General features: G+C 42.8%; 17 protein-coding genes. 6 read left to right on the top strand and 11 right to left on the bottom strand.

The genetic code is table 11. The features are described 5' to 3' along the window. The first annotated feature begins 83 nt into the window (after positions 1–83). Positions 84–851 carry an SDR family oxidoreductase gene (locus tag B4F08_RS09545; protein ID WP_291374246.1) on the top strand — a complete coding sequence of 256 codons (768 nt, stop codon included), beginning with the start codon at positions 84–86 and terminating at the stop codon, positions 849–851. A 39-nt stretch (positions 852–890) separates the two neighbouring features. Here the strand turns inward: B4F08_RS09545 and B4F08_RS09540 are convergent, their stop codons facing one another. From B4F08_RS09540 to cysM, 4 genes are read right to left on the bottom strand one after another with little or no spacing between them, the layout of a single operon-like run. Further along, positions 891–3,197 (bottom strand): RelA/SpoT family protein, encoded by a 2,307-nt coding sequence (locus B4F08_RS09540; RefSeq protein WP_086209857.1) that lies wholly within the window; start codon positions 3,195–3,197, stop codon positions 891–893. Positions 3,198–3,230: 33 nt separating this feature from the next. Further along, entirely contained in the window at positions 3,231–4,619 is a 1,389-nt protein-coding gene (gene rlmD, locus B4F08_RS09535) for a 23S rRNA (uracil(1939)-C(5))-methyltransferase RlmD (protein ID WP_291374245.1), read from the bottom strand. Positions 4,620–4,625: 6 nt separating this feature from the next. After that, entirely contained in the window at positions 4,626–5,447 is an 822-nt protein-coding gene (locus B4F08_RS09530) for a 3'-5' exonuclease (protein ID WP_291374244.1), read from the bottom strand. Between the two features lie 21 nt (positions 5,448–5,468). After that, positions 5,469–6,398 carry a cysteine synthase CysM gene (gene cysM, locus B4F08_RS09525; RefSeq protein WP_291374243.1) on the bottom strand — a complete coding sequence of 310 codons (930 nt, stop codon included), beginning with the start codon at positions 6,396–6,398 and terminating at the stop codon, positions 5,469–5,471. A 153-nt stretch (positions 6,399–6,551) separates the two neighbouring features. Here cysM and B4F08_RS09520 point away from each other — a divergent pair, with 153 nt between their 5' ends. The 5 genes from B4F08_RS09520 to rsfS all read left to right on the top strand — a co-directional run bounded on the left by B4F08_RS09520 (position 6,552) and on the right by rsfS (position 12,474). After that, a complete protein-coding gene (locus B4F08_RS09520) occupies positions 6,552–9,365 on the top strand; it encodes a GacS-like sensor histidine kinase (protein WP_291374242.1) in 2,814 nt (937 codons plus the stop codon). A gap of 118 nt (positions 9,366–9,483) precedes the next feature. Next, entirely contained in the window at positions 9,484–10,272 is a 789-nt protein-coding gene (locus tag B4F08_RS09515; RefSeq protein WP_086209862.1) for a crotonase/enoyl-CoA hydratase family protein, read from the top strand. 36 nt (positions 10,273–10,308) lie between these two features. Beyond that, positions 10,309–11,184: an NAD(P)-dependent oxidoreductase gene (locus B4F08_RS09510; RefSeq protein ID WP_291374241.1), complete on the top strand. Its 876-nt coding sequence runs from the start codon at positions 10,309–10,311 to the stop codon at positions 11,182–11,184. A 15-nt stretch (positions 11,185–11,199) separates the two neighbouring features. Then, entirely contained in the window at positions 11,200–11,994 is a 795-nt protein-coding gene (locus B4F08_RS09505; protein ID WP_086209864.1) for a hydroxypyruvate isomerase family protein, read from the top strand. A 75-nt stretch (positions 11,995–12,069) separates the two neighbouring features. Next, positions 12,070–12,474 (top strand): ribosome silencing factor, encoded by a 405-nt coding sequence (gene rsfS / locus B4F08_RS09500; protein WP_086209865.1) that lies wholly within the window; start codon positions 12,070–12,072, stop codon positions 12,472–12,474. A gap of 45 nt (positions 12,475–12,519) precedes the next feature. Here the strand turns inward: rsfS and B4F08_RS09495 are convergent, their stop codons facing one another. The 7 genes from B4F08_RS09495 to B4F08_RS09465 all read right to left on the bottom strand — a co-directional run. Then, positions 12,520–13,128, bottom strand: coding sequence for a hypothetical protein (locus tag B4F08_RS09495; protein WP_119064902.1), 609 nt, complete (start codon positions 13,126–13,128; stop codon positions 12,520–12,522). 16 nt (positions 13,129–13,144) lie between these two features. Then, complete coding sequence (locus tag B4F08_RS09490) at positions 13,145–14,479, bottom strand: ammonium transporter (RefSeq protein ID WP_291374240.1); 1,335 nt, start codon at positions 14,477–14,479, stop codon at positions 13,145–13,147. Between the two features lie 353 nt (positions 14,480–14,832). Further along, positions 14,833–16,239 carry an efflux transporter outer membrane subunit gene (locus B4F08_RS09485; protein WP_291374239.1) on the bottom strand — a complete coding sequence of 469 codons (1,407 nt, stop codon included), beginning with the start codon at positions 16,237–16,239 and terminating at the stop codon, positions 14,833–14,835. Further along, positions 16,239–19,370 carry an efflux RND transporter permease subunit gene (locus tag B4F08_RS09480; RefSeq protein WP_291374238.1) on the bottom strand — a complete coding sequence of 1,044 codons (3,132 nt, stop codon included), beginning with the start codon at positions 19,368–19,370 and terminating at the stop codon, positions 16,239–16,241. The genes B4F08_RS09485 and B4F08_RS09480 overlap by 1 nt, the downstream gene beginning before the upstream one ends. A gap of 8 nt (positions 19,371–19,378) precedes the next feature. Continuing rightward, positions 19,379–20,554, bottom strand: a complete 1,176-nt coding sequence (locus B4F08_RS09475; protein ID WP_162622342.1) for an efflux RND transporter periplasmic adaptor subunit — start codon at positions 20,552–20,554, stop codon at positions 19,379–19,381. Between the two features lie 71 nt (positions 20,555–20,625). Further along, positions 20,626–21,249, bottom strand: a complete 624-nt coding sequence (locus tag B4F08_RS09470; protein WP_086209870.1) for a TetR/AcrR family transcriptional regulator — start codon at positions 21,247–21,249, stop codon at positions 20,626–20,628. Between the two features lie 177 nt (positions 21,250–21,426). After that, positions 21,427–21,955, bottom strand: a 529-nt coding sequence (locus B4F08_RS09465) for an NAD(P)(+) transhydrogenase (Re/Si-specific) subunit beta (RefSeq protein WP_291374237.1), incomplete at its 5' end; no start/stop codon positions are given.

The raw sequence follows: 21,955 nt of genomic DNA, 5'->3' as shown, positions 1-21,955 counted from the left end.
TACATTATGACGGCATACATTTGTTATGCTCAATCCAATCACAACAATAACATTAAGAAAAAGAGCAACAAGGAGCCATTTCAATGCGCAGTATTTTGATTAGCGGTGCAGCTCAAGGGATTGGTGCAGCCATCGCCCGCTTATTTTATACACATCATTACAAAGTAGGGATTTATGACATCAATAGCGCTCAAGCCGAACAGCTGGCAGCTAGTCTCGGCCCAAATGCCAAAGCAGGGCAGCTCGATGTTTCCAACTATCAAGACTGGCAAACTGCTTTAGCCGAGTTTGTCGCATGGGCAGGTGAGCTCAATGTCTTGGTCAATAATGCAGGAATTCTATTCTCAGGGCCTTTTGAACAAACAGAGATCGGCGCACATCACAAAACCATGTCGATTAATGTCAATGGCGTACTGAATGGCTGCCACGCTGCATTGCCCTATCTCAAACAAGCAAATTTTGCTCGTGTCATCAACCTTTCATCGGCTTCAGCCATCTATGGTCAAGCTGATTTGGTCTCGTACTCTGCCAGCAAGTTTGCAGTACGCGGTATCACCGAAGGCTTAGATACCGAATGGCAAAAATATGGCATTCGCGTGCTCGATGTCATGCCACTATTTGTACAAACTGCCATGGTGCAGGATATGCAAGCGAAGAGTATTCAAAACATGGGAGTACACTTAACTGCCGAAGATGTAGCGCAACACGTTTTTCAAAGGGCCGTTGCAAAAGATACGGCTCTAACTCCAACCCATCAAGCCGTGGGTGCTAAAACCAAGCTTTTATTTCAACTGAGTAAAATCAGTCCCCAATGTCTGAATCGCCTGACCAATTTGTACCTTTCTAAATAAAAAAAGCCTGCAATTGCAGGCTCTTTCTTTTCAATTCGCTTAGTTACCTTGCACCAAACGACGCGCACTAATGATGCCCGGTTGTTGCTCTAACCGCGCCAACAGTTTTGATAGTTGCGATAAGCCTTTCACTTCAATCAACAATTTCATATTGGCAATACCATCTGCTTCAGAAATCGTATTAACCTGACGAATATTGATTTGGTCAGAAAAAATCACTTGGGTCAAATCTTTGAGCAAACCACGGCGATCATAAGCTTCCACCACAATTTGCACACTCTGACCACGTGTTGGCTGCATTTCCCAATCGGCTTCTACTGCACGTTCAGGTTCATTTTGAATCATGCGCAAATAATCTGGACATGCAATTTTATGAATGCTCACCCCACGATTCAAGGTGATATAACCTGCAATCGACTCGCCATGCACAGGCTGACAGCATTGAGCTACATGCAACTCAACGTTATCCAAACCATCAATCAGAATGCCATGTGCTGACAAAGTATGGCTAGCACGTGGGTTCAAGGTCGGCTTCAGCACCAGCTCAGGTTCATCCTGATCCAAATGCATATGACGATTCACCTGATTAATCAGCGCATGTAGACTAATGTCACCATTCACCAGTGCAATCAGGATGTCCTCACCCGCTTTGACATTGAAATGATTGCAGTAATCATTTAAATCAATACTTTTCGGATGAATCGCTAAACGTGAAAGCTCTTTATTGAGTAGCTCACGGCCTACTTCCAAGTTTTTACTACGATCTTGTTGGCGGAACCAATGACGCAACTTGTCACGCGCACGTGCCGTCTTGATATAACCTAAAGAGTTCACCAACCAATCGCGGTTTGGCTCACGGTCTTTCTTGGTTAAAATTTCAACTTGCTCGCCCGTTTTTAAGGTATAAGTCAGCGGAACATAGCGCTGATTCACCCGTGCGGCATAGCATTTGTTACCAACTTGGGTGTGTACATGATAAGCAAAGTCAAGCACGGTCGAACCACGTGGAAGTTCTTTGATATCGCCATCACGACTAAAGACGTAAATCTTCTCAAAATCTTCAAAATCCTGAATTTGTTCAAAATTTTCAGAATCATCATCTGACTTATGTACATTGGCATCATTCCGTTCTTGATAATGCTCAAGCACAGCACGCAATGAATGTAAACGGTGGTTAAAAGAGCGGTCGGTATTCTTGCCTCCTTCTTTATAATTAAAGTGTGAACATACCCCTAGCTCAGCTTCTTCATGCATATTTTTGGTACGAATTTGTACTTCAAGTGATTTATTTTCCGCAATCACAGCGGTATGCAATGAACGATAACCATTGGCTTTCGGGTTGGTAATATAATCGTCAAATTGATGCGGAATATGACGCCAAATTTGATGTACGATCCCCAAAGAGTGATAACATTCAGGGACGGTCTTCACCAAAACCCTGACGGCACGTATGTCATAGAGCTGATCGAAACTCAGGTTCTTACTTTTCATTTTTCGATAAATCGAATAAATGTGTTTCACCCGACCACTGATTTCAGCCTCTATACCATGTTCAGCCAAAGCTTCACGCAACTTATCTATGACAAACTGGATATACTGCTCACGCTCCAGTCGCTTCTCATTCAGTAGCGTCGCAATTTCTTTATAACGATCAGGTGCTAAATAGCGAAAGGCCAGATCTTCAAGTTCCCACTTTAACTGCGCAATCCCTAAACGGTGTGCTAGTGGTGAGTAAATGGTTAAGATCTCTCGTGCTACACGCTCTTGACGTTCTTTAGAAGAAGTCGCCAATTCACGCAGTGCATAGGTTCGCTCTGCCAGTTTGATCAATACAACACGTACGTCTTCGGTCACAGAAATCAACATTTTATAAATGCCGTTTAAGTGCTCGCGCTGGTTGTTATTAAAATGATCTTCGAGGCGTTTATTCTGCTCGATGAGGTCAGACAACTTCCCCATGGACAAAGTGCCTTTGACCAAGGCATGTACTTGTTCACCAAAGTGCTCTTGCACTTCCGCCAAAGGAATGACCCCTTCACGTACACCACGATAGAGCATCGCAGCAGCTAAAGTATCTTCATCGACATGCAAATGGGCCAGAATATCCGCCATCTCAATACCTGTATAAAAGATATTGGAACGGTGGTTTACTGTGGTTTCTAACTCTTTTTGTAAAGTCAAATTGGCAACTTCTTCGAGTTGCTCAAGCTTCGCATCATCTAATATGCTTCGAACACGATCTAACCATTCAGCCAAATCATGTTGAGCTTGTTCGGCATGCTCTACAGTCGCCTCCTGAGACAACTCATTAAGTCGCCCAGGTAGTTGCTCACGTACTGTGACCATACCCATCTCCTACATTTTTACGCTTCATATTCTTTAATCGTTTATCTCATTATCTTTTTCAAACAATGCTATCGACTCAACATGACCAGTGTGCGTAAACATGTCCATCACACCAGCTTTAACCAACCGATAACCCTGCTGTACCAACAGCCCCGCATCCCTTGCGAGTGTCGCTGGATTACACGACACGTAAACGATTCTTTTTGCACCAAAGTTAGGCATATAATGCATTATTTCCTCTGCGCCTGCACGTGGAGGATCTATCAATAATGCATCAAATCCTTGATTTGCCCAAGAATGATGCGAAAAATCTTTTGTTAAATCTTGTGAAAAGAACTTCAACTGACTCAATGCATTGTACTTTGCATTTTCCGCACCACGCTGAACCATCTCCTCACTACCTTCAACCGCAATCACCTCTCCCATCGCACCAACACATCGAGCCAAAGGCAAAGAGAAATTACCTAAACCACAGAACAAATCGAGCACACGCTCTCCTTGTTGTAATTCTAGCAAGTCACATGCCAATTTCACCATTTGTGGGTTGATGGTTGAGTTGACTTGAGTAAAGTCCTGAGGGTTAAAACCAAATTCCACATCAAAATCAGTTAAACGATAATGTAAACGCATCGCTGCATGTTCATCATCGACACGCTTTAAACTTTCTGGGCCCTCAGCCTGTAAATACAACTGCCACCCTTTGTCTAACGCAAATTGTTTTAATCGGTTGACATCCTCTGGGTTTAATTTTTCAGTATGTCGTACCGTAAGGGCAATATCACTGTCCCCCATCGCTAATTCTATATGACCAATCGCGGCTTTGGCTGTTAGACTTTGGAGTAACTGCTTCAGTCGTGTGATCGAACCAAACGCTTGATCCAACACCAAACAGCGGTCAATTGAAGTCAGTTTATTGGTTTGGCGCTCGCGAAAACCGACCACCAACTTATCTTTATTGGGAATATAGCGCACGCCAATGCGTGCTTTACGGCGGTAGTCTTCACGTAAAGAGCGCAAAGGTGGCAACCATTCTTCAGGTTGAATACCTGCAAAATGCTGCAAATGCGATTGCAGTACATTTTGCTTTAAACGAATTTGCTCATCAGGATGAATGTGCTGCATATTACAGCCACCACAGCTTTTAAAATGCAGACACTTTGGCTCGACACGAAAAGCAGAAGCTTCACTGAGGAGTTGAACAGCATCGGCTTCCTCTAAACGCTTTACCGCGTGGGTAATCTGCGCTTTCACGGTTTCCCCAGGCAGAGCATAGCTAATAAAGACTTTTTTGCCATGCTTTTCTACAGGATGATCAGGATGTGAACCATAGTGTGCTATACCACGCCCTTCATGCGAAAGAGACTCAACCTGAAAGATATAACTCGGCTGTTGAGTGGGACGAGGTTTGGCTCTATGTTTCATGTGTACCTAAATATGGGAAGAAGAAAAATCAGCAGCGGTAAAAGCTGTATGTTGCGAGGTCTCACGCCACACCGTTAAGAAATCTTGATGCTGTGGCTGGGTTTGTAAAAACTGAATGGTTTGGTGAATCAAATGACGATGGTCTTGCGTCAACAACTGCCCTTTGAGCAAGAGCCAACGCAAATACACCAGCCATGTATTCAGCACATCACCTTCACAATAACTAGTGAGTTTAAGCCATTCCTGCGCCCGAACATATTCAGGCACATGATAAGCCCCATCGCCTCGTTTGCCGGGATAACCCAACAAATGTGCAACATCATCCAGTTTTTGGAAATGACGTCCATTAAACATTGCCATCACATCCATAAGGTCGATGTGGCGCTGATGATAACGGTTCTGATAGTTATTATAGCGCTTTTGTGTGTCAATTTCGCCCTGATCGAACAAAGCAGGTGCAGTTAAACCATGATACATGGCACGAAGCATGATCACTGGTAAGTCGAACTGCGCACCATTCCAGCTCACTAAAGTTGGTAAGCGCTTATCAAATATAGATAAAAACTTACTCAGAATTTCTGCTTCAGAGTATTGTTCGCGACTAAAAGAAAAGAGTTTCATCTGGCCTTGATCATCCAACCACAAGCCTGAAATACACACAATTTCATGCAAAGCCAAACGTTGAAAATCCATGCCTGACTCTTGGCGACGCAATTTGGTCAGTGCAGCCTCCAAATCAGCCTCAGGCAAATCCAAACCATATAAATGCGCCCCAGATCTCAAATCAGTCATGGTTTCAATATCAAAGGTGAGCACAGGTAGGCGCATATATCAGACTCTATTTTCGTTTTATTCAGGATCAACCACAGAGAAAAGTCCCGTCGATAAATAACGGTCACCACGGTCACAAATAATGCATGCAATGATAGCACCAGGGTTTTCTTCAGCAATTTTAATTGATGCCCACACCGCACCACCTGAAGAAGTTCCTGCGCTAATGCCTTCTTTTTGTGCCAATTTACGCATGGTTTTTTCTGCTTCAATTTGCGGAATATCAATAATCTGATCAATCCGACTGCGGTCAAAAATCGTCGGCAAATATTCTTCAGGCCAACGGCGAATCCCCGCAATACTTGAACCATCCGATGGCTGTAGACCAATAATTTGAATGTCGGGGTTCATCTCTTTGAGATATTTAGAGACCCCCATAATGGTACCTGTAGTGCCCATTGAACTTACAAAGTGAGTGATTTTGCCACCTGTTTGCTGCCAAAGTTCAGGCCCAGTCGTTAAATAATGTGCTTCAACATTATCAGGATTACCAAACTGGTTAAGTACATGCCCTTTGCCTTGTTCTTGCATTTGCAAAGCCAAATCACGTGCACCTTCCATGCCCTGTTCTTTGGTCACTTCAATCAGTTCCGCGCCATAAGCACGCATTGCATCTTTACGTTCTTGGCTCATGTTGTTGGGCATAATCAGTTTCATCTGATAGCCACGCATCGCAGCAACCATCGCCAGTGCAATGCCGGTATTTCCACTGGTCGCTTCAATCAAGGTATCGCCCGGCTGGATTTGCCCTCGCTTTTCCGCTTGCATAATCATGTTATACGCGGGACGGTCTTTGACAGAACCTGCGGGGTTGTTGCCTTCTAACTTTGCCAATACTGTTGCTTGAGTGTGACTAGCCAAACGCTGTAAACGCACCAGTGGAGTTTTTCCAACATAGTGATCTAACAAAAATTCGTCTGCTTGAAAATCAGTGGATGTAGTACTCATTCTTTGCACCTTGATCGAGGTGCGCCTATTGTATGGAAAAATGCCTGTCCCTGCACCCATTTAGCGTGCTTTTTCGTGAAAGTGATTAAAGCACCATCGATTTTTTATAAAGCGTGCTACACTTCAAAGCATAGGGAATAAATCACTTGCACCATGTCAAATATCAATAAAAAGTTATTTAATCGTCTGCACTTAAACCATGCTTATGGACAGCTCATTGCACTTATTTTCGTGCCGATTATGATTTTGGCCTGTGTAGGTGCATTACTGGTCATTACCGAAACCTCAAATGCCGCCAAAGCCCAGCAGCGACAAATGGCGATTGCGATTTTAACGCGCTATCAACTGGATGCAGAAGCGGCGATCAATTTGGTAAATGCCTCCCCTTGGCAATATGAAAATGCACGTTATTTGATGCAAAAGATGTTAGATGAAAAACATCTGATTCGTGCCGCAATTATTGATGACAAAGGCAATAACAAACTCAGCATTGGCTATCAAGACCAAGCGCCGTGGCCTGCTCTGAAAAAAAATACTGATTTTTTTGGCCCCTTGTCTTTTAACGGCAATACGGTCTATGGTCTTCCCATCAACCAATTTGCTGGCTCACCTGCTCAGTTAGTGATTGAAGTTGACAATCAACCCTTACAAATTGCACGTTATCGTGTATTGATTGTGTTGATTGCGACAGGCTTGTTAACACTCTTATTGCTTTTATTGTGTTTGAATTTTTACTCGCGTCGTTGGATCGCGCCCATGTATGAAATTCGCATGCAGTTACAACGTTTAAATGCCGACACCCTTGATCAACACATGATCATCAACAGTACGGGTGAATTACGTTTATTGCAGCGCGATATTGCCAATGTGGTGAAACGCTTACACTTTAGTTTTTTAGAACTAAAGGAACACACTGAGCAGACAGAAGACGATTTGCGCCGAACTCTTGACACATTAGAAGTGCAAAACATTACCTATCGCCAAGCACGTGACCAAGCCATTTCAGCAAGTCAGTCTAAATCTGTTTTCCTAGCCAACATTAGCCACGAACTGCGCACCCCACTAAATAGTATTGACGGTTTTATCCATTTGCTGTTGCGTCAAGACAACTTGAGCAACGACCAAAACCTATATTTACAAACCATTCGCAAGTCTTCTGCACACTTATTGGCACTGATTAATGATGTATTAGATTTTTCAAAAATTGATGCAGGTAAGCTAGAACTCGATACGGCCACTTTTGACCTTGAAGAAGCCATTTTTGATGTAATGGATATGCTGTCCCCACTCGCAGCACAAAAGCATATCGACATGGCTTTTTATTATGCAGACAATGTGCCGAAGCATGTGGTTGGCGATACCTTACGCTTTAAACAAATTTTGACCAACCTAATTTCCAATGCGATTAAGTTCACCCCTGATGGTGAAATTATTGTGCGCGCAAGACTTGAACAAGATGATATTGGACAGTGTTTATTACATTTTAGTGTACAAGACAGTGGTATTGGTTTGAGTGGTACCGACCGTAAGAAATTATTTGAATCCTTCTCCCAAGGCGATGCATCTGTCACTCGCCAGTTTGGAGGGACAGGATTGGGCTTAGCGATTTCTAAACAACTCGTGCACCTGATGCAAGGCCAAATTGGCTTTGAAGACAACCAAGAACGTGCTCCAACAGAAAAAGGCTCCACTTTCTGGTTTACAGCCATGTTTATGGTCAATGAGGAAGATGAATTCATCGAACATCCTCAATTTAGCAATATTCAAGTCGTATCTTATTTAGCGCATCCTGCAACTGCCAATATTTTACGCCACTATCTAGAAGACTATGATGTCAAACACATTGAATCTAGCTCAATTTTGGATTTGTTTAGCCATCTGAATAAACTGCCTCTAGATGTCGAAAACACCTGGCTGATTGTAGATCATAGCGGAGATACTGAGGCCTTATTGAAAGAAATCCGTCAACGCTATAATGGTAATCTTGCAGTTTACGGCTATCAAATGTCACTTGATCTAAACATGTTGAATGACTACCGAGCACGGCCTTTATACCAACCACTCAGCCGCAGTGCCTTGATTCAACTACTCAGCAATCAACCCTTGTTTGAAGATAACGAAATGGAGTCTTTCAATGGTCAAGGTTTACATATTTTGGCAGTCGATGATCACTTACCTAACCTCATTGTACTTGAAGCATTATTGGGTGAATTGAATGTCACTACCACCAAGGCCTTGAGTGGGCAACAGGCTTTAGAAATTTTACAAGAACACTTTGAACAGGACAGCAAGCCTTTTGATTTGATCTTTATGGATATTCAAATGCCTGTCATGTCAGGTGTAGATACTACACGCGCTATTCGTGCCTTAGAGTCAACTCTAGAAAATAATAAACGCTTACCGATTATCGCACTAACTGCACATGCTTTAGCTGATGAAAAGCAAAAACTCCTGCAAGTCGGTATGGATGACTATGTCACTAAACCAATTCAAATTGATCAAATTATCCAAATTTTGACTCACTGGACTACAGAACGTTTCAACAAAACCTCCGCGGTTGAAAAAGCCATCATGATTGAGGCGCTGGATCCGAAAGTACTGGACTGGCAACAAAGCTTACAATTGGCAGCAAACAAAGAAGATCTTGCTGTTGATCTGCTACGCATGTTGATGGATAGTTTCGACACGGAACTAAATGAAATGAAACAGTTGATAGAAATGGAAGACTTTCCGCAACTTGAACACGTTCTACACCGCCTATACGGGGCAACGCGCTATGTCGGTGTACCGAACTTGCAAGAAGCAACCGGCACATTTGAGCAGTTTGTTTCGACCTTGCGTAAAGAGCGACGTAAAGCCGATGAACAGTTCATTCAAGAAACCATAAAACGTTTTAATGAGCTCAAAGTTGTCATTGAGCAAGTGCAACATGCTGCACAACAAATTTTAATCAAACATAATTCTTAAAAACGGTCGAAACACGACTAAAGTCAGTACTGTCTATCTTTTGATATGACTGCACTGTCATGTATCCTAACAAGGCGCATGTTATGCTCCATGCAAGCAAAAAATAAGAGTTTTCATCATGGCTTTACTTCGCATTGAAAAAAATAATGGCATCGCGACTGTTTCACTCAACCGACCAGACAAGCGTAATGCCATGAGCTTCGCTTTATTGCGCGAACTGGTGCAAACCGCTGAAAAAATCAAAAAAGATCGGAGCATTCGCTGTGTGATTCTGACTGGTGAAGCGCAAGTATTTAGTGCTGGTATTGACCTTGCTGATTTAAACAATCCCAAAAATCGCGCCTATGCCGCATGGGAACTGATTAAACCTGGGCAAAGTCTATTTCAAAAAGCGTTTCTTATTTGGCAAGAACTGCCCGTTCCTGTGATCGCAGCAATTGAAGGATTTTGTTTTGGTGCAGGCATGCAATTGGCTTTGGCTGCTGACATTCGTGTCGCTCACCCTGCAACTAAAATGTCGATTATGGAAAGTCGTTGGGGACTTGTGCCAGATATGGGGCTTACTCGCTCTTTAAAAGGCTTAGTGGGACTCGATCTTGCGAAAGAACTCACGCTTACAGCACGTATTTTTGATGCTCAATATGCCAAAGAAGTCGGTTTAGTCACACACTTAGATGAATCCCCTCTTGCAAAAGCACAGTCTATTGCAGAAGAAATGCTACAGCGTTCACCTGATGCGCTCATGGCCTCTAAATACGTACTTGATGCCATGCAACATGAACCAAAAAAATCTTTGCGCATGGAAAAAATTTGGCAACTCAAATTACTGTTAGGTAAAAACAGCCAAATCGCGCGCAAAAAAGACAAACAACCCGATGTCCAATTTGTACCACGCCAGTACAAATAACAGCATTTAACCGCATTCAGTTTAGAAGAGAGTCCCATGAGTTTCGATCGACACACTAAAATTGCATTTCTTGGTATGGGACTCATGGGAAGCCGAATGGCGACCCGATTAATTCAAGCAGGTTTCGAAGTCGCGGTCTGGAACCGCACTCCAAATGCCAAGGATGCACTCATTGACTTGGGAGCAACAGACTTAGCCCTGCAAGACATAGCCCTCTATCCCGTTATCCTCACCTGTTTAGCTGACGACAAAGCGGTTGAAAATGTTTACGAACAAATAGAACCGTTTTTGACTGCCAATCAAGTACTTGTCGACTTTTCCAGTCTTTCGGTTGAGCAAACGATTAAACTTGCTGCACGTGCTGAACACAAACAGGTGCAATGGATTGATTCGCCTGTGTCTGGAGGAACTGTAGGTGCAGAGCAAGGAACGTTGGTGATTTTTGCTGGCGGTGATGTTCAAACCATTCAGGACTTGTCTTTAATTTATAATATTCTGTCGCAGCGCGTTACTTGCATGGGCGCTACAGGCACAGGACAGGCCACTAAAATTTGCAATCAACTGATTGTGGCTGCCAATAGCACCTTGATTGCTGAAGCGGTGGCTTTAGCTGCTAAAGCTGGCGTAGATACTCGTCTACTTGCACCTGCACTGGCAGGTGGTTTTGCAGATTCTAAACCCTTTCAAATTTTAAGCCCACGTATGGCCACACACCAATTTGAACCCGTACAATGGAAAGTACAAACCCTCTCTAAAGATTTAAACAATGCTGTGCAACTCGCAGCCCACCATCAACTCGATATCCCCGTTGCAGCACGAGCACTTCAGCAATTGCAAGCACATCAACAACAAGGCTATGCTGAAACTGACCTTGCCTCGGTCATATTACAAGTAGAACAGAAAGCCAAATAACAAAAGGAGAAAATCATGACCAAACTTGCTGTAAATTTATCCATGATTTTTACCGAAGTACCGCTGCTTGAGCGTTTTGCTTTAGCTCAAGCCGCAGGCTTTAAACATGTTGAGATCCAATTTCCCTATGAACTGAGCATTGAACAAGTTCAAACTCAGCTAACACTACATGACTTAAGCCTCTGCTTGATTAATGTTCCCGCGGGAGACCTCATGACAGGTGGTAATGGTCTAGCAGGTGTCCCTGGCAAAGAACTGGAGTTTCATCGGGCCCTACAGTTGGCTGTGCAATATGCCAGCGCACTCAAAGTACCAAGCGTGAATATCCTTGCAGGCAAACAGCCATTGGACGCTGACCTCCTGCCTTGTTTAAACACCTTGGCTAAAAACTTAAAGTTAGCCTGCCACATGTTCACCGAACATCAAATTCAACCTGTCTTTGAAATGATCAACGGCACCGATATGCCACGCTTTTTAGTACAAAATATTGCCCAAGCACAAGAAATGTTAGAAGCCGTAAAACACCCTGCACTTAAAATGCAATACGACTGCTATCACATGGCAATGATGGGTGAGGATGTCCTTCAAGGCTTACAAGAAAATATTCAAGATATTGGACATATCCAGTTTGCTGACTGTCCGGGCCGGCACGAACCAGACACTGCACAAATAATGTATGCAAATATTTTTGAATGGTTACAACACAGCAACTATGATGGTTTTCTTGCGGCTGAATATCGACCAAAAACTGTTTCAACTCAGTCCTTTGCATGGAAGGCAAAATACTTTGCCACGCATCCTCAAAGCTAAGCCTTGTCAGATTTGAATTTTTCGGCCAAAAACTCTATACTATAAGGTGAGTTATTGTCCGGAAAAATTCCCTTTATGAATTTAGAACCATCGCCCAGCGCTTCTAATTCTCACGATCTCGCAATGAATACACAAGCTGCCGACGTACAAGCTTGCTTAAAAGTTGTACACGAAGCCCTTGAAGATGTAAAAGCAAAAGATATTTTAGCGCTTGATGTCAGCTCAATCAGTAATGTTGCTGATGCAATTGTAATTGCAAGTGGTACATCTACGCGTCACATTAAAGCACTTGCTGATAACGTTGCTGAAGAAGCACGTAAAGCAGGCTTCCGCCCTCTCGGTGTCGAAGGCGAACGTGATGCTGAATGGATCTTGATTGATCTTGGCTTTGTTGTTGTGCATGTGATGTTGCCAACAGCACGTCGTTTCTACGACCTCGAAAGCCTATGGCGTGCAGCCCCAGAAGAAACTGTAGCCTAATCAAAAAAAGCGACCTAAAGGTCGCTTTTTTATACGCTATATTTTCTAAATGAGCCAATGCAAATCCACTGACGGATACTGTGTTTTAACCTGTCTCTTGATACTGGCATAAACCTGATCAGCTTTTGCAGGGCCGTAAAATTCACAGTACTTTTCATAGCAGGCTGTCAACATCTGAGCATACTGAGCCATCAGTAAAGTATTTAGAAGCATCCGATCATCCAACCTTTGGTTTGCAGACATCAAAATAGATAATGCTTCCAACTCCACCTTTACTTCACTTTCAAAATCCTGCATATCAACATCTTTTACCGACTGACAAATACCTTGCATAAAAAAGATGAAAGCATCCAATAATTGCTCTTGCGTCTGTTCTGCTCGGAGCTCTTGGGCTGTAGGCTTGAGTAATACTTGTTTTTCAACTTGTGCCATCTCTGCTAAGACATTTCTGAGCATATCTTTGCGGTGATAACGCAATTCTTCGGTAGTGCAAATTTCACTCAAAAAACGATTTAAAACAAAGGATGGTTGGTCACCATATTTGGCTTCCCAGTGATTCAACACTTGCTCCAAAAGTGTCCCCGGTAAGTATTGACTGAGGCCTCGTTCAATCGCTTGACGTTTTTGCAAAATACTTAATGTTTCAGTCGACATGAGCTATCCTCTTCATTTAATGACGTTTAGTCATATCATCTGTTTCAAAAGTCACATCATGCTGAAACTCCGGATAGGACAGTTCGGCATGTTCGGTATAGTCTAAACCACGTTGTTCATGTTGTTTACTTACACGTAGACCACCCAACACTTTATCCAAGACTTTGAACACAATAAAAGCCACACCAAATCCCCAAATAAATGCAGCCATAATACCTAAAATTTGTACTGCAATTATTTCTGAATTAAACATTCGCCCTTCAAAAAACAGCCCTGCTGCCAACGTCCCCCACGCACCACAAAAGCCATGCACAGTCACAGCATCAACCACATCATCCAAACGAAGTTTTTCCATCAATACAGGTAAAATACTGACCAGAATTCCAGCAAAGGCTCCACTCATCACTGCAAAAAGTGGACTCATGGTTGCACAGCCTGCGGTGATTGCAACCAACCCACCTAAAGACGCATTAATCGTGCCTCGCATTAAAATCGCTTTACCTCGAATCAGGGTATAGGCCATGTAGGCAACGGCCGAAGCACACGCCGCTAAATGCGTGTTTAGGGCTATACGTCCAATACTCACTTCAGCTTTAACGGTAGAAGCAGCATTAAAACCAAACCATGCTAGCCATAAAATAAAACCACCTAGTGCCACCAGCGGTAAATTATGTCCAGCCAAATAGTGAACTTGCCCATTGCGACCAAAACGTCCGAGTCGTGGCCCAAGCACAATAATACCCGCCAGAGCCACCCATCCACCAATCGAGTGCACAACAGTTGAACCTGCAAAGTCGATAAACCCTAGAGCCTTCAACCAGCCCTCGCCGTCAAACAAACTTCCCCAAGCCCATGCCCCAAAGATCGGATAAATCAAACCGCTCACTACGGCCGCACTGACAATATAGGCTACAAAGTGAATACGCTCTGCCATTGCGCCACTGGCAATAGTGGTGGCCGTTGCAGCAAACATCATTTGGAAGAACAATAAATTCCAATGCCATCCATCCATTTCATTGGGTGCAAAATGAGAAGTTCCGATCCAGCCAGTTTGGTTTACCCCAAACATTAAGCCAAAGCCAATTAACCAAAACACCAAGCCCCCCAAACATGCATCCATATAGTTTTTCATGAGTACATTAATCGTATTTTTAGAACGAACTGAACCACTTTCAATCAGTGCAAAACCCGCTTGCATAAAAAACACCAAGATACCACCTAGCACCACCCAAACACTGTCTAAAGATAGGCGAATTTCTTGTATATTGGCTGCACTCACCACAGGTTCAACTGCCCAGGTTGAGCTAGAACACAGTAAATATAGCCCTGCTAAAATTTGAAGTTTTTTCATCATTATCCCCCAAAGAACCGAAATAAAAATTGCAACAAATATGCCAATTTCTAGGGATATACTTAATTTTCTATATATATTTCAAAACATTTATTTGATCAAAAGTTCCAGTAACTCAACCTTTTTCAACCTTATTTTCACATAAACAATCTTTCTAAAATTTAAAACCCATTTCTCTTATTGCATAGAAAACACATACATTCTGCCTTACATCACGCGTACTCGAGCTAATGTCATTCAAATATTAAAACGATGTTGCTTTGAGACCCTTTTCAGAAAGACGCCAAACCTCTCACATAAAAAAAGTGACCCGAAAGAGTCACTTTTATAAAACAACGAGCCCATTCAATTTTTTATTGCGCGTCAGCCCCCCCGCCTAAGACCTTATATAAGGTGACACGATTGGTGGCTTCCTCTAGAACCAACGTAACAAGTTCTTGCTGTGCACTATAATATGTTCGCTGCGCAGTCAGGGCCGTCAAATAGCTATCCAAACCTTCTTTGTACCGGGCAGTAGATAAACGATAACTACGTTCCGAGGAACGGACTAGGTCTTTTTGTGCATCAAGTTGCGCTTCAATATTCTGACGCACAGCCAAAGCATCTGCTACATCAGAAAAAGCAGTTTGAATGGCTTTCTCATATTGTGCAATATAGATATTTTTCTGAATTTTGGCTGAATCTAAAGAAGCTTTAAGCTCCCCTCCTTGGAAAATAGGCACAGAGATCGTTGGTATAAACGACCATGTACCAGTTCCAGCACTAAACAGCTTTTCTAAATCGCTACTGCTTCGCCCAGCCGTGGTGGTTAATGAAATGGTTGGGAAGAAAGCTGCTCTTGCGGCTCCGATGTCAGCATTTGCTCCCTTTAAGAGATGCTCTACATATAAAACATCGGGGTGGTTTTGCAGCATGCTCGAAGATAAGTTTTCAGCAATTGGAGCCAGACGTATGGATTGCAAATCTATATCATTTGAGGGAAGAAACTCAGCTGGTACAGCAGTGCCTACGATTAAGTTCAATGCATTCTGCGCTTGAGCCAAAGCCTTCTTGTAACTGGCAATATCAGCCTTGGCACTATCGACACTGGTTTTAATTTCCTCATAGTCTAGGGCAGAAGATATACCTTCTTTATATTTGGCATAAGTGAGTTTGAGTGTTTTTTCCTGACTGGCCAACGTGCTTTCTGCAATGCGCAATTGTTGCTGATAAGCTGCGATCGTCAACCAATCACTGGCAACCTCTGCAACCAAGCTCATACGCGAACTGCGTTGTGTTTCAGCGGTTGCAAAATAGCTTTCTAAAGACTCAGTATTCAGACTTCGAATACGACCAAACAAATCAAGCTCCCAACTGGTAAATCCTACAGAAAACTCACTAGAGCGACTGATTTGGCTTTGCCCCGATGAGGATTGTGCTTTAGATGCAGATTGAGATACAGATGCACTTACACTTGGATATAAGTCTGCTTTCTGAATGCGATATTGTGCTCTAGCTTTATCAATATTCAACATCGCCATACGCAAGTCACGATTATTATCTAAAGACATCGCAATGACTTTTTGTAAGCGAGTATCAAGAAAAATAGTGCGCCACTGTATATCTGCAACTGGTTGAGAAGAGCTCCCCCCCACAGCCTGATTATTAAATGACGTTGCGACAGGCGATGTTGGTTGACTATATTCTGGATTGAGATTCATGCACCCCGTCATTCCCAGAAAACACAGCCCCACCGCGCCATATTTGTAGTTCAACAACATTATGAATGCTCCTGTGGTAATTCAGCTGTTTTCTTTTTGGAAAAAATGCTACGGATAAGAACATAGAATAAAGGGACAAAGAAAATACCAAGTGCCGTAGACAATAGTGTTCCACCAAAAACACCTGTTCCTAGAGAGTGGCGTCCGCCTGAACCTGCTCCCGTACTAATCACCAAAGGTAATACCCCGAGTAAGAACGCAAATGATGTCATTAGAATTGGACGCAGACGCATTTTGGTTGCATGTAAGGTTGCAGCTATTAAGGTTTCACCTTTTTCTTCTAACTCTTTAGCAAATTCCACGATCAAAATCGCATTTTTCGAAGCCAGACCGATAGTTGTCAGCAAGCCAACTTGAAAATAAATGTCATTAGATAAGCCTCGCAACGTTGTAAATAATAAAGCGCCCAACACACCAATCGGCACGACAAGTAAAACAGAAAAAGGAATCGACCAACTTTCGTATAAAGCCGCTAAACACAAGAATACAAACAGGATTGAAATAGCATATAGCAGGGGTGCCATATTGCCCGACTGCTGTTCTTGATAAGACAAGCCAGACCATGCATAGCCAAAACCATTTGGCAATTGTTTGACTAAGTTTTGCATTTCTGCCATCGCCGTTCCAGAACTCACTCCTTCTGCGGCTTGCCCTGAAATTTCCATTGCGGAAGAACCATTAAAACGAGCTAAAGAAGACGGCGCAAAGTTCCATTTACTTTCAGTGAAAGCAGAAAATGGCACCATATCATTATCATCATTTCGAACGTACCAACGATTAATATCGCTAGGTAACATGCGCGCAGACGCTTCACCTTGCACATAAACCTTTTTAACACGCCCATTATTTACAAAGTCATTGACATAGCTACTGCCCAAAGCAGTTGATAAAACATCATCAATATCACTTTGACTGACTTTTAAAGCACCTGCTTTGGAGTCATTAATTTTCAAGGCAAATGTAGGTGCATCTTCTAAGCTGCCATAGCGAACAGCCGTAAGCTTTTCATTTTGCTGAGCGAGTTTTAGAAGCTGATCACGGGCCGAAACCAATGCATCATGCCCAGCTCCACCCAAATCTGTCAGCTCCATGGTGAAACCTGAGCCTTGTCCCAAACCCGGAATCCCAGAGGGTGCCATGGCAAAAATCTGCGCATCTTTAAACTTAGAAGCCATATCTTTGGTAATACGATTCCCAACACTTGTAGCATCGGTAGAACGTTCAGACCAATCTTTTAACTTGATGAATCCCATTCCTGAGTTCTGACCACTACCTCCAGTACTAAAACCAGCAACACTCATCACCGATTCCACTTCAGGTTGCTTTTCTACATAGTCAGCAACTTGATCCATAACACGCACAGTTTGTTGTTGCGTCGCACCTGATGGTAGTTTGATTGACACCATCAACATGCCCTGATCTTCTTCAGGTAAAAATGCTGTTGGAAGTTTCCAAAACAGCCCCGCAATAGAAACAATAATGAGTAAATAAGCCACCAGACCTAGACGTTTATGAGCAAGTATCCATTTCACACCACGGTTATAGCGCTCGGTATTGGTATTAAATGTCTGGTTAAACCACTGAAAAAATCGAGAAAGCACGCCTGTTTTTTTCTCAGTTCCATTTTGATGAATTGGCTTCAACAAGGTTGCACATAATGCGGGGGTAATCGTCATTGCAACAATCACCGAGAGAATCATCGCAGAGGCAATCGTAATAGAGAACTGGCGATAAATGGCTCCTGTAGAACCACTAAAGAATGCCATCGGAATAAATACCGCCGTCAGTACTAAAGCAATACCAATAAGCGCACCTGTAATTTGCCCCATTGATTTTTCAGCAGCCGCCTTAGGTGATAATCCCTCCTCTTGCATGATCCGTTCAACGTTTTCCACCACAACAATCGCGTCGTCCACCAAAAGACCAATCGCCAACACCATGGCAAACATTGATAAGGTATTAATGGAATAACCCAAAATAGACAACACGCCAAAGGTCCCCATGAGCACAACAGGAACGGCAACTGCAGGAATTAAAGTAATACGCCAGTTTTGCAAAAACAGATACATAATAATGATGACCAGCGCAATTGCTTCAAATAAGGTCTTCACTACTTCTTCTATCGAAATTTTGACAAAGGGTGCTGTGCTATAGGCAACCTTATAGTTCACACCCGTAGGAAAGAACGCTTTGAGCTCTTGTAATTTTGCTTCTACCGCATTTGAAACATCTAAAGCATTTGCACCAGCTGCAAGCTCAATCCCCATGCCTGCTGCATTCTTACCATTGAACTTACTCAAGGCCGCGTAGTCTTCACTGCCGAGTTCAACATTTGCCACATCAGACAGCCGAACCTCCGCTCCACTTTCATCTGACTTTAAAATAATATTTTTAAACTGATCCACTGTTTTTAAGCGACTACGTGCTGTTACCGTGGCACTCAGTTCCTGCCCATTTACAGCAGGTAAAGCGCCAAGAGAACCTGCCGCAACATCGCTGTTTTGTGCTTGAATAGCCGTTACAATATCACTGGGTACTAAAGAATAGGTTTTGAGTTTTTCTGGATTTAGCCAGATTCGCATGGAATACTGCGAACCCATCACTTGAACATTACCAACACCACTGACTCGACTCACTTGGTCTTTTACACTAGACACCATGTAATCTGCCAAGTCCGTACCATTCATACTGCCATCTTCTGAGATAAAACTCAGCACCATAAAGATACTACCTGAAGACTTGGTCACCGTCAGACCATTGTCCTGCACGGATTCTGGCAAAGAGGATTCCGCTTGCTTCAACTTATTCTGGACTTGAACTTGTGCCGTATCTGGGTCTGTCCCTGAAGCAAACGTTAAGGTTACCGAAGAGCTCCCTGAGGATGAACTACTTGATGACATATACAGTAAATTATCCAACCCCGTCATACTTTGCTCAATCACTTGCGTCACTGAGTTTTCTGTCGTTTCAGCTGAAGCACCTGTATAAGTAGCACTGATACTGACTGTTGGAGGAGCAATGTCAGGATATTGCTCAATAGGTAAAGTATATATAGAAAGTGCACCCGCCAAGGTGATCACAATTGCAATGACCCATGCAAAAATAGGTCTGTTAATAAAGAAACGAGCCATTGTTCATCCTATTTTTGATCTGAGGTCACTGAATTACTTGCAGTTGCTTGCTGTACCACTTTCACGGTATTCCCCGAAGAAACAGTACTCACACCTTCAACAATCAACTTCTCCCCAGCTTTTAGACCAGAGGTCACCACCCACTGGTTGCCTTGTGCATCCGAGGTTTCGACGGTACGTTCAACCACCTTATTGTCTGCACCGACCAACTTCACAACAGGATCTCCCTTATGATTTCGGGTCACTGCCTTTTGTGGAATCAGAATAGCCTGATGATTAACTGCTAATGGTAGCTCTGCCTTAACATAAGCACCTGGAAGCAATAGATATTTAGGATTTGGAACAATAGCTCTTAAATTTACCGTACCCGTTCCAGTATCAACGGACGTTCCAATAAATTCGAGCGTCCCCGTATGTTCATAAGTCGAACCATCTTCCATAATAATACTGACAGGCACCTTACCATTAGGGGCATTCAATGTTCCCTTATCAATTTGCTTTCTCAGATTAAGCAATTCAGTGCTCGATAGCGTGATATCAACATAAATTGGGTTTAATTGTTGGATCGTTGTCAATGCGGTCGTTTGCTCAGCCGTCACCAGTGCACCAGGAGTATATGTAGACGTGGCAATCCGTCCTGAGATCGGGGCACGTATTGAGGTATAGCCCAAATTAATTTTGGCTGTATTTAACGCCGCTTTTGCAGAAATAACGGCTGCTTCTTGTTCTTTTAAAGTTGCTTGAGCATCAAGGGCATCTTGCTGACTAACCGCTTCAATTGCGAGAAGGTTTTTATAACGTTGCGCTTTGGGCTTTGCGGCAAGCAAACTCGCCTCAGCTTCAACTAAATCACCACGCGCACTTTCATGTGCTGCTTGATACAGTTTAGAATCGAGCTGATACAATACCTGACCAGCTTGTACATAATCTCCTTCCTTAAAAAGCCGCTTTTCAATAATACCACTCACTTGAGGCCTGACATCTGAGGTCAAATAAGCCGTTGTCCGACCAGCCAAGGTTTGTTTCATGTCCATAGACTGAGGTTGGATCGTCATCACCTCTACTTCAGTTACAGACTTTTGTGGAGCGACCTGCTCTTGATCACAAGCAGATAAGGTAAGACCAAGACAGCATAAAATCATTCCTGTCAGAAAAGCCTTTTTGAATACTACCGATTTTTTCATTGCACACGCACACCTAGATTTGAAAAAAGACTGAACCCACCACATTAAATTTAAGAAATAAAATATTGTATTTATTGAATATTATTTTCTTTCTCTTTCACTTCACCAAATAAGGAATCCATTGCTGTTAACATCGTTTCATAAATACGCTGTAAAATAGCCTGATCAACATCTTGCGAATACCCTTTCGCCGTTCTCAAAATGACGCCCTCCGTTAACGTGGCAACCACCTCAGCAATTGCTCTTATTTCTTGTGGAGACGCGGTTTTGTAATATTCTTTTAAAATATACAAACCTTGCTCCTGCATTTTTTTTTCTGATTTTTCAATAGTTTCGATTATTTTATTATTGCCACTAATATTGAGAACTTCATATAACAAAGATAATTCTTCAGAACTCATATTATTAGGATGCCCACTGGCAAGCTCCTGAGCCTTTATATGTACATCGTGTCGGTGAAAGCCAGGAGTGCAAATGCGCTTGTCCGTAATACTCAAAATCATATTTTCTATGATTTCATCTTTATCTTGAAAACAGCGATAAATTTGTCCGGGACCTAATCCACTGGCCTTTGCAATGTCTGCAATTGAAAGTTGATCTAAACCATGTGCTACAGTTAACTCTATAGCTTTATCAATAATAAGTTGTTTTCTTTTGTTCTGTTTTTCCGTGCGAGATAACGGGTGCAAGTCCATAATAGGGTTTAGCCAAATTGAGAATAATAATTCTCAATTTAAATACCTAAATACAAATCAGCATGCTGATCTCTTATACAAAATGTGTCTTTGTGAGGTTTTTTTGTAACTAAAGAGCTTTAGCCCTAAAACAAAAAAACCACCCGAAGGTGGTCTTTATACAATCCAGGAGGAGGATTAGTGTCCACCACCATTAATTGCTTTGGTCATATCTTCAACCACTTTTTTCGCATCACCGAAAATCATCATGGTTTTTTCATTGTAGAACAAGTCATTGTCTAAGCCCGCATAACCTGTTGCCATAGAACGTTTGATCACCATGATGGTACGTGCTTTATGTGCTTCAAGAATTGGCATGCCGTAGATTGGAGATGTCGGATCATCTTTCGCCGCAGGGTTAACCACGTCGTTTGCACCAATTACCAGTACAACATCTGTTGCAGGGAAATCTGAGTTGATCTCATCCATTTCTAAGATGTCTTCATACGCAACATCTGCTTCTGCTAACAATACGTTCATGTGACCCGGCATACGACCAGCCACTGGGTGAATCGCGAAGCGAACTTTTACGCCCTGCTCTTTTAAGATTTCACACAATTCTTTAACTGCATTCTGTGCACGACCTTGCGCCATACCATAACCAGGTACAATCACAACGCTGTCAGCATTTGACATCAAGAAACCTGCGTCATCTGCTGAACCAGAA

The sequence above is a fragment of the Acinetobacter sp. UBA6720 genome, from assembly GCF_002454215.1.
Lineage (GTDB): Bacteria > Pseudomonadota > Gammaproteobacteria > Pseudomonadales > Moraxellaceae > Acinetobacter.
Note: the sequence above shows the minus strand (reverse complement) of the source record. Positions and strands in the feature narration are given on the sequence as shown.

Bases quoted from the DNA above. Each gene is read 5' to 3' on its own strand.
- B4F08_RS09485 (WP_291374239.1), bottom strand. From the start codon at position 16,239: ATGTTGTTGAACTACAAATATGGCGCGGTGGGGCTGTGTTTTCTGGGA.
- B4F08_RS09515 (WP_086209862.1), top strand. From the start codon at position 9,484: ATGGCTTTACTTCGCATTGAAAAAAATAATGGCATCGCGACTGTTTCA.
- B4F08_RS09475 (WP_162622342.1), bottom strand. From the start codon at position 20,554: ATGAAAAAATCGGTAGTATTCAAAAAGGCTTTTCTGACAGGAATGATT.
- B4F08_RS09505 (WP_086209864.1), top strand. From the start codon at position 11,200: ATGACCAAACTTGCTGTAAATTTATCCATGATTTTTACCGAAGTACCG.
- rsfS (WP_086209865.1), top strand. From the start codon at position 12,070: ATGAATTTAGAACCATCGCCCAGCGCTTCTAATTCTCACGATCTCGCA.
- B4F08_RS09530 (WP_291374244.1), bottom strand. From the start codon at position 5,447: ATGCGCCTACCTGTGCTCACCTTTGATATTGAAACCATGACTGATTTG.
- B4F08_RS09480 (WP_291374238.1), bottom strand. From the start codon at position 19,370: ATGGCTCGTTTCTTTATTAACAGACCTATTTTTGCATGGGTCATTGCA.
- B4F08_RS09545 (WP_291374246.1), top strand. From the start codon at position 84: ATGCGCAGTATTTTGATTAGCGGTGCAGCTCAAGGGATTGGTGCAGCC.
- B4F08_RS09520 (WP_291374242.1), top strand. From the start codon at position 6,552: ATGTCAAATATCAATAAAAAGTTATTTAATCGTCTGCACTTAAACCAT.
- B4F08_RS09510 (WP_291374241.1), top strand. From the start codon at position 10,309: ATGAGTTTCGATCGACACACTAAAATTGCATTTCTTGGTATGGGACTC.
- cysM (WP_291374243.1), bottom strand. From the start codon at position 6,398: ATGAGTACTACATCCACTGATTTTCAAGCAGACGAATTTTTGTTAGAT.
- B4F08_RS09490 (WP_291374240.1), bottom strand. From the start codon at position 14,479: ATGAAAAAACTTCAAATTTTAGCAGGGCTATATTTACTGTGTTCTAGC.
- B4F08_RS09495 (WP_119064902.1), bottom strand. From the start codon at position 13,128: ATGTCGACTGAAACATTAAGTATTTTGCAAAAACGTCAAGCGATTGAA.
- rlmD (WP_291374245.1), bottom strand. From the start codon at position 4,619: ATGAAACATAGAGCCAAACCTCGTCCCACTCAACAGCCGAGTTATATC.
- B4F08_RS09540 (WP_086209857.1), bottom strand. From the start codon at position 3,197: ATGGTCACAGTACGTGAGCAACTACCTGGGCGACTTAATGAGTTGTCT.
- B4F08_RS09470 (WP_086209870.1), bottom strand. From the start codon at position 21,249: ATGGACTTGCACCCGTTATCTCGCACGGAAAAACAGAACAAAAGAAAA.